Genomic DNA, 6,439 nt, shown 5'->3' with positions numbered 1-6,439 from the left:
GGGGCGTCCACGGCCGGTGCGGGGCCGGCCTGCGCGAAACCCTGCCCGGGGCCAGCCTGGGCGGGAGAAACCTCGCCGCCGGCGGCCTTCCCGAGGACCGCGGTGCCGGCTTCGACCGAGCCGGCACCGGGACGCGCGGGGCTGTCCCGGACGCCCCAGGAACGCGGGTCCACGGTGCCGGCGGCCGCGCCGGGTGGCAGCTGACTCACCGGCAGTCCGGAGTCCTGGCCCTCCTTCGGCCGGGTGTCCGGCGCGATGGAGGCCGCGGACGCCTTCGCCTCGGCGGGCGCGGCGGGTCTCCCCGAGGCACCGGGTTTCCCCGAGGGGTCCTGAGCCGCCGGCCCGGAGGGCGCGGCTGCCGGGGAGGCGGTCGGGGCCCCGGCGGACTTCCCGCCGGCGCCGGCGCTGAGGTTGCGTCCGCGGCGTGCGTCGGCCTCCCCGAAGACCGCGTTCCGCGACAACTGCGTCGTCTTGGAGTCGTCGGCCGCCCGGTCTTCCCGCCAGTGCAGCGACACGGTACGGTCATCCGCCGCCGGCCCGGACCCGCCGGACGCGCCCCGCCGAGCCGGATCGGGCTGCGGCGTCGGCTTCGGCGGCTCGGTCACGCCGCCCTTGGCGGACGCGTTCTCCGAGCCCGCGGCGGCCTCGTCCGTACGCCCCTTCGCGGACTTGCCGGCACGGTTCCACTTCCAGCCCTTCGCGGGCGTCTCCCCGGACGGAGCGAGCGCGGCACGCGCCTGGGCGACCAGCACGGCCTCCATCGTCATGTCGTGACGCATCTCACTGCGGGACCAGGCTCGCTCGGCCAGTTCCCACATCGTGGCCAGATGTCGGATTTCCGTACCAGTCACCTCGGACAGCGCCTGCACCGCTCCCCTGGGCGGCAGCAGGCGACCGTTGAGGTACTTCTCCCAGGAGGACTTGCTGTAGCCCGTACGGTCCGCGATCGTGGCGAGACCCATTCCGCTGCGATCCACCAGTCGACGCAACTGGCTGGTGAACTCGCTTATCTGTGGGTCTAGTTCTTCCGGCAAAGCCTTCCAGCGCGGCATTGTTCCCCCCTCATCCCCCGGTCAGTCCGTCTCCCGGTCTGCGTGCCGGCCACCCGGAGGGATGCGGAGAACCATGGCCATGGTTGCCTAACCGGGGGGCGCACGGGCGCATTTGCGGGCGCGCACCACACGCGTACATCCCCCTAGTGTGCCACCCGCCCTCAGCTCCCCTCCGCACCGGAGAGCGGGTCGTCGCCCCTTCGCGCAAACGGCGTATCCGAAACATCGCCCAGGTCATACGGCCAGAGCCATGGCACACCCAGTACGGTGCGCCCAACTCACTCCGGGACGGGGCCGGTTGGCGAAGACAGGGGGAACCGCACGGCGCGGGGGTCGCCAGGGGCACCCGTACGGCACCGTCACTGCACGGAGAAATGCAGGATGTCCTCCAGCACCGGAATGGTGATCCAGGGGTTCGGCTGCGCCATCATCGCCAACAGCGTGATCAGGCAGCCCAGCGTCGCGTACGTCGCCACGTCCGTGAAGCGGGAACGGACCGCGAGCATCCCCACCTCGGTCCGGCTCCAGCGCAGCGCCCCGGCACCGATCAGCGACAGGCCCATGATGATGGTCCCCGACCGGAACTCGAGGAGCGTCACCAGCAGCCCCAGCAGCACCCCCGCGCACACGGCCAGCAGTGGCCACTGCCGGTACGGAGCCGGGGCCTGGCCGCCGGCCGCCCGGGCGCCGCCCTCGGGGCGTGCGGTGTCCCGGGTGAAGGTCGGGAAGCGGCGGCTGCGCGGCTCACGGGCGCCTGCAGCCGAGTCGCCGGCCCCGTACGCCGCCGTCGCGCGCTCCCCGGTGGTGCCCTCCTCTCGGCCCGCGCTCTGCGAAGCAGCCGCACCAGCGCCACCGTCCGCCGTGTCCGGGGCGTCCGCCTCATCGGCACGCCGCCGCGTGGACTCCGGCTCGGCTCCACTTCCCAGCCCCATCAGTACGGTTCTCCCTCCGGGCTCTCCAAGCCCTCACCGTGCCGGCCCGCCTCATCGGTCAAGGCCCGCCGTGACGCGTACGGCCACTCGACGACGCGCGTACGACCGTCGGACCGCACCGCGCTCAGCTGTCCGCGCCGTCCGAACCAGCCGCGGCGCGCTCCGCCGCAGCGACGACGTTCTGCAGCAGCAACGCGCGGGTCATCGGCCCGACTCCGCCCGGGTTCGGGGAGAGCCAGCCGGCCGTCTCCGCGACGCCTGGATGCACATCGCCGACGATCTTGCCGTGTTCGTCGCGGCTCACTCCGACGTCGAGAACCGCCGCGCCCGGCTTCACGTCCTCCGGCTTGACCAGGTGCGGCACCCCGGCCGCCGCCACGATGATGTCCGCCTGCCGCAGCAGCGCCGGCATGTCGCGAGTCCCGGTGTGGCACTGGGTCACCGTGGCGTTCTCCGTACGGCGGGTCAGCATCAGCGGAATCGACCGGCCGACGGTGATTCCGCGCCCGACCACGACCACGTGCGCGCCACGGATCTCCACCCGGTGCCGGCGCAGCAGTTCGATGATGCCGTTCGGCGTGCACGGCAGCGGACCCGGTTCCCCCAGCACCAGCCGGCCCAGGCTGGTCGGGTGCAGCCCGTCCGCGTCCTTCTCCGGGTCCATCAGCTCCAGCACCCGGTTCGTGTCGATGCCCCCGGGCAGCGGCAGTTGGACGATGTATCCGGTGCACTCCGGGTCGGCGTTCAGCTCCCGTACGACCGCCTCGATCTCCTCCTGGGTGGCCGACTCCGGCAACTCCCGCTGGATGGAGGCGATTCCCACCTGCGCGCAGTCCCGATGCTTGCCCGCGACGTACTTGCGGCTGCCCACGTCGTCGCCCACGAGCAGGGTGCCCAGTCCGGGCCGGACCCCCCGGCCGTCGAGCGCCTCGACCCGGGCGGCGATTTCGGACTTGATCGTGGCAGCGGTGGCCTTGCCATCCAGAATCTCTGCGGTCATGGCCCCATCCTCCCGGATGGGGCCGGCTGTGCTCCAATCCCCGGCGATCGGGGCGGACGCCGGGCACGGATCGTTGCGGATTCGCCACATTCAACGGGATTCGCTGGACAGTGGCGTGCCCCGAGACTCACCATTGACCCGCCGTACTCACGGAAGAGGCCCACACCGCGCACGATGCGTGAGGTCTCGGGGGGTCCGTACGCGTGCACGCGGCTCGCGACCTCGGTGCCCCCGGCGTCGAGTCCGGTGGTCAGGCGACCTCACGCGGTCAGCGCGGAGCTGTCGCGCAGACCCGCACGCCGTGCAGTCGTTTCCACCGCCGGAGGATCACCCGACATGAGCTATCCGCCGCCTGGCCCCAACAATCCGTACGCGCAGAGCCCGCCACCCGGCGCGCCGCCCCCCGGCTACGCGCAGCAGGGTCCGCCGCCCGGCCCGCCCGGAGGCTACCCGGGAGGTGCCTACAACTACGGCTATCCACAGGCGCCCCACCCCGGCGGGCTCTGGATGCCGGAGCGGATGCCGGGGACGGTGATCACGGCACGGGTGCTGCTGTTCGTCGCCGGGGCGCTGTGGGGCCTGTGCGCGCTGTTCATCCTGATCGTGGGTGCCGCCTTGAACGACGTCGCGGGCGAACTCCCGATGGCGGACGGGGGCGGGGACGTGGCGCTCGGCGGCGCGCTCATCATGTTCGTGATCTTCGGCGGTCTGGCCGCCCTGCACATCGTTCCCGCCTCGATGTTCGGCAGGGGCACGCAGGGCACCCGGGTCACCGCGATCATCGCGGCCTCGGTGAACGCCCTCATGCCGTGCCTCGGCTTCTTCGCCCTGGCCTCCGAGGACAACCTCGGCAATCCGATCACGCTGCTGCTCTGGGCCGCCACCGCGATCCTGACGATCGTCTTCTGCTCACTGGCACAGGCCGGTCAGTGGTTCAACCGGCCGCGGTACCGCTGAGACCCGACCACGAGACCCGCGGTCGGCGGAGCCGACCGGGAGTCGACAGCCGGCGGAGCCGACCGGGGGTCAACAGCCGGCGGAGTACGGGCTCCCGGCCGGCCGGGGTGAGGCTTTCCGGCCGGCCGTCCGTGTGCTTCCGCCGGCGGTGGAAGGGGGGCCGGCTCAGTGGAAGAAGTGCCGGGTCCCGGTGGCGTACATGGTGACGCCCGCCGCCCGGGCCGCCTCGACCACCTGCTCGTCCCGCACCGAGCCGCCCGGCTGCACCACGGCCCGTACGCCCGCCGCGGTCAGCACCTCAAGCCCGTCCGGGAACGGGAAGAACGCGTCGGAGGCGGCGTACGCGCCCTCGGCCCGCTCCGCCCCGGCCCGCCGCACCGCCAGCTTGGCCGAGTCGACCCGGTTGACCTGGCCCATCCCGACTCCGACCGTCGCCCGGTCCTTGGCGAGCAGGATGGCGTTCGACTTCACGGCCCGGCAGGCACGCCAGGCGAAGGCCAGCTCGGCCAGCTCCTCGGCGGGCAGCTCGGTGCCCGCCAGCAGCCGCCAGTTCGCCGGATCGTCGCCCTCGCCCTGCAGCCGGTCGGTCGCCTGGAGCAGCGCGCCACCGTCGATGGGCTTGATCTCCACCGGGTCGGAGGGGGCTTCGGCACAGCGCAGCACCCGGAGGTTCTTCTTCCGACTCAGCACCTCGACCGCGCCGTCCGCGTACTCCGGTGCGACGATCACCTCGGTGAAGATCTCCGCGACCTGCTCGGCGAGTTCCATCGAGACCGCCCGGTTGACCGCGATGACCCCGCCGTACGCCGACAACGGATCGCAGGCGTGTGCCCTGCGGTGCGTCTCGGCCAGGTCCGAACCGACGGCGATACCGCACGGGTTGGCGTGCTTGATGATGGCGACGCACGGGTCCTGGTGGTCGTACGCCGCCCGCCGCGCCGCCTCGGTGTCGGTGTAGTTGTTGTACGACATCGCCTTGCCGTGCAGCTGCTCGGCCTCCGCGAGACCGCCGTTCCCGGTGGCGTAGAGCGCGGCCGGCTGGTGCGGGTTCTCGCCGTACCGCAGCACGTCGGTGCGCTGGTAGGCGGCGCCGAGGAAGTCCGGGAAGGCGGAGTCGTCGACGGCGGCGTAGTCCAGCGCGAACCAGGTGGCGACGGTCAGGTCGTACGCGGCGGTGTGCTGGAACGCCTCGGCCGCCAGCCGCTTGCGCGCGGCCAGCTCGAAGCCACCCTCGTTCGCCGCCTCCAGAACGTCCGCGTACCGCGTCGGGTTGACGACGACCGCGACCGAGGGATGGTTCTTCGCCGCGGCACGCACCATCGACGGGCCGCCGATGTCGATCTGCTCCACGCACTCGTCCGGTTCCGCGCCGGAGGCGACCGTCTCGCGGAACGGATAGAGGTTCGCCACCACCAGCTCGAACGGCTCGACGCCCAGCTCCGTCAACTGCTGCTGGTGGCTGCCGAGTCGCAGGTCGGCGAGGATGCCGGCGTGCACGCGCGGATGGAGCGTCTTGACCCGTCCGTCCAGGCACTCGGGAAAGCCGGTCAGCTCGTCGACCCCGGTCACCGGGACACCGGCCGCGGCGATCCGCTTCGCCGTCGAACCGGTGGAGACGAGCTGCACGCCCGCCGCGTGCAGACCGCGTGCCAGCTCCTCCAGACCGGTCTTGTCGTACACGCTGATCAACGCACGGCGAATGGGCCGCTTGTCGTCTTCCTCGGTCACGGGATTCTTACCTTTCGTCCCTCGATGCGGTAGCCGTCCCGGGCCAACCGCCCGACGACCTCGACGAGCAGCCGTCGCTCGACGTCCTTGATCCGTTCGTGCAGAGCGGTTTCGTCGTCCTCGTCCCGGACCTCCACCGCCCCCTGGGCGATGATCGGTCCGGTGTCGACACCGTCGTCGACGAAGTGGACGGTGCAGCCGGTGATCCGTACGCCGTGCGCGAGGGCTTCGCGTACGGCCTGCGCGCCCGGGAAGCTGGGGAGCAGCGCCGGGTGGGTGTTGATGAAGCGCCCCTGGAAGCGGGCGAGGAACTCCGCGCCCACGATCTTCATGAAGCCGGCCGAGACCACCAGGTCCGGTTCGTACTCCTCGGTCGCGCGGGTCAGCGCGACGTCCCAGGCCGCACGGTCGGCGTGATCGCCCAACCGGCAGACGTACGTGGGGATACCGGCCTCCCTGGCCCGCCGCAGCCCGGCGATGTCCTCGCGGTCCGCGCCCACCGCGACGACCTCCGCGCCGTAGCCGACCACGTGTTGGACGGCGATGGTGTCGAGCAGGGCCTGAAGGTTCGTACCGGCGCCGGAGACGAGCACGACGAGGCGGGCAGGGCGGGAATCGGGCATAGCCACCACGGTGTTCTTTCTGCCGAGACGGGTTTGTACGGTCCTCCAAGCTGGAGGGCTGAGACTTCCGGGGAACTCTACGAAGCCGCCGACCGTCGGCAACGATACCGGCACTCCTGCCGACCCCCACGGGACGGGGGCGCGTCC

The 6,439-nt window shown here is 72.0% G+C and carries 6 protein-coding genes; 1 reads left to right on the top strand and 5 read right to left on the bottom strand.

Annotated elements, in window-relative coordinates:
* From AN216_RS30145 to AN216_RS10830, 3 genes are all read right to left on the bottom strand, one after another.
* Window positions 1-1,052: helix-turn-helix domain-containing protein (locus AN216_RS30145; protein ID WP_244502413.1), on the bottom strand; the 1,052-nt coding region annotated here is incomplete at its 3' end.
* Window positions 1,053-1,411: 359 nt separating this feature from the next.
* Window positions 1,412-1,984, bottom strand: coding sequence for a DUF3017 domain-containing protein (locus AN216_RS10835; RefSeq protein WP_079166473.1), 573 nt, complete (start codon window positions 1,982-1,984; stop codon window positions 1,412-1,414).
* A gap of 124 nt (window positions 1,985-2,108) precedes the next feature.
* Window positions 2,109-2,984 carry a bifunctional methylenetetrahydrofolate dehydrogenase/methenyltetrahydrofolate cyclohydrolase gene (locus AN216_RS10830; protein WP_070196446.1) on the bottom strand — a complete coding sequence of 292 codons (876 nt, stop codon included), beginning with the start codon at window positions 2,982-2,984 and terminating at the stop codon, window positions 2,109-2,111.
* A 336-nt stretch (window positions 2,985-3,320) separates the two neighbouring features.
* Between AN216_RS10830 and AN216_RS10825 the strand changes: the two genes are divergently transcribed.
* On the top strand, window positions 3,321-3,941 hold the full coding sequence (locus AN216_RS10825; RefSeq protein WP_070196445.1) for a hypothetical protein: 621 nt from the start codon (window positions 3,321-3,323) through the stop codon (window positions 3,939-3,941).
* A gap of 165 nt (window positions 3,942-4,106) precedes the next feature.
* Here AN216_RS10825 and purH read toward each other — a convergent pair whose 3' ends face one another.
* Both purH and purN read right to left on the bottom strand, forming a co-directional pair.
* On the bottom strand, window positions 4,107-5,669 hold the full coding sequence (gene purH, locus AN216_RS10820; protein WP_070196444.1) for a bifunctional phosphoribosylaminoimidazolecarboxamide formyltransferase/IMP cyclohydrolase: 1,563 nt from the start codon (window positions 5,667-5,669) through the stop codon (window positions 4,107-4,109).
* Window positions 5,666-6,292, bottom strand: coding sequence for a phosphoribosylglycinamide formyltransferase (purN, locus tag AN216_RS10815; protein WP_079166472.1), 627 nt, complete (start codon window positions 6,290-6,292; stop codon window positions 5,666-5,668). The genes purH and purN overlap by 4 nt, the downstream gene beginning before the upstream one ends.
* Window positions 6,293-6,439 lie beyond the last annotated feature (147 nt).

The organism is Streptomyces oceani (assembly GCF_001751245.1).
Lineage (GTDB): Bacteria > Actinomycetota > Actinomycetes > Streptomycetales > Streptomycetaceae > Streptomyces > Streptomyces oceani.
Note: the sequence above shows the minus strand (reverse complement) of the source record. Positions and strands in the feature narration are given on the sequence as shown.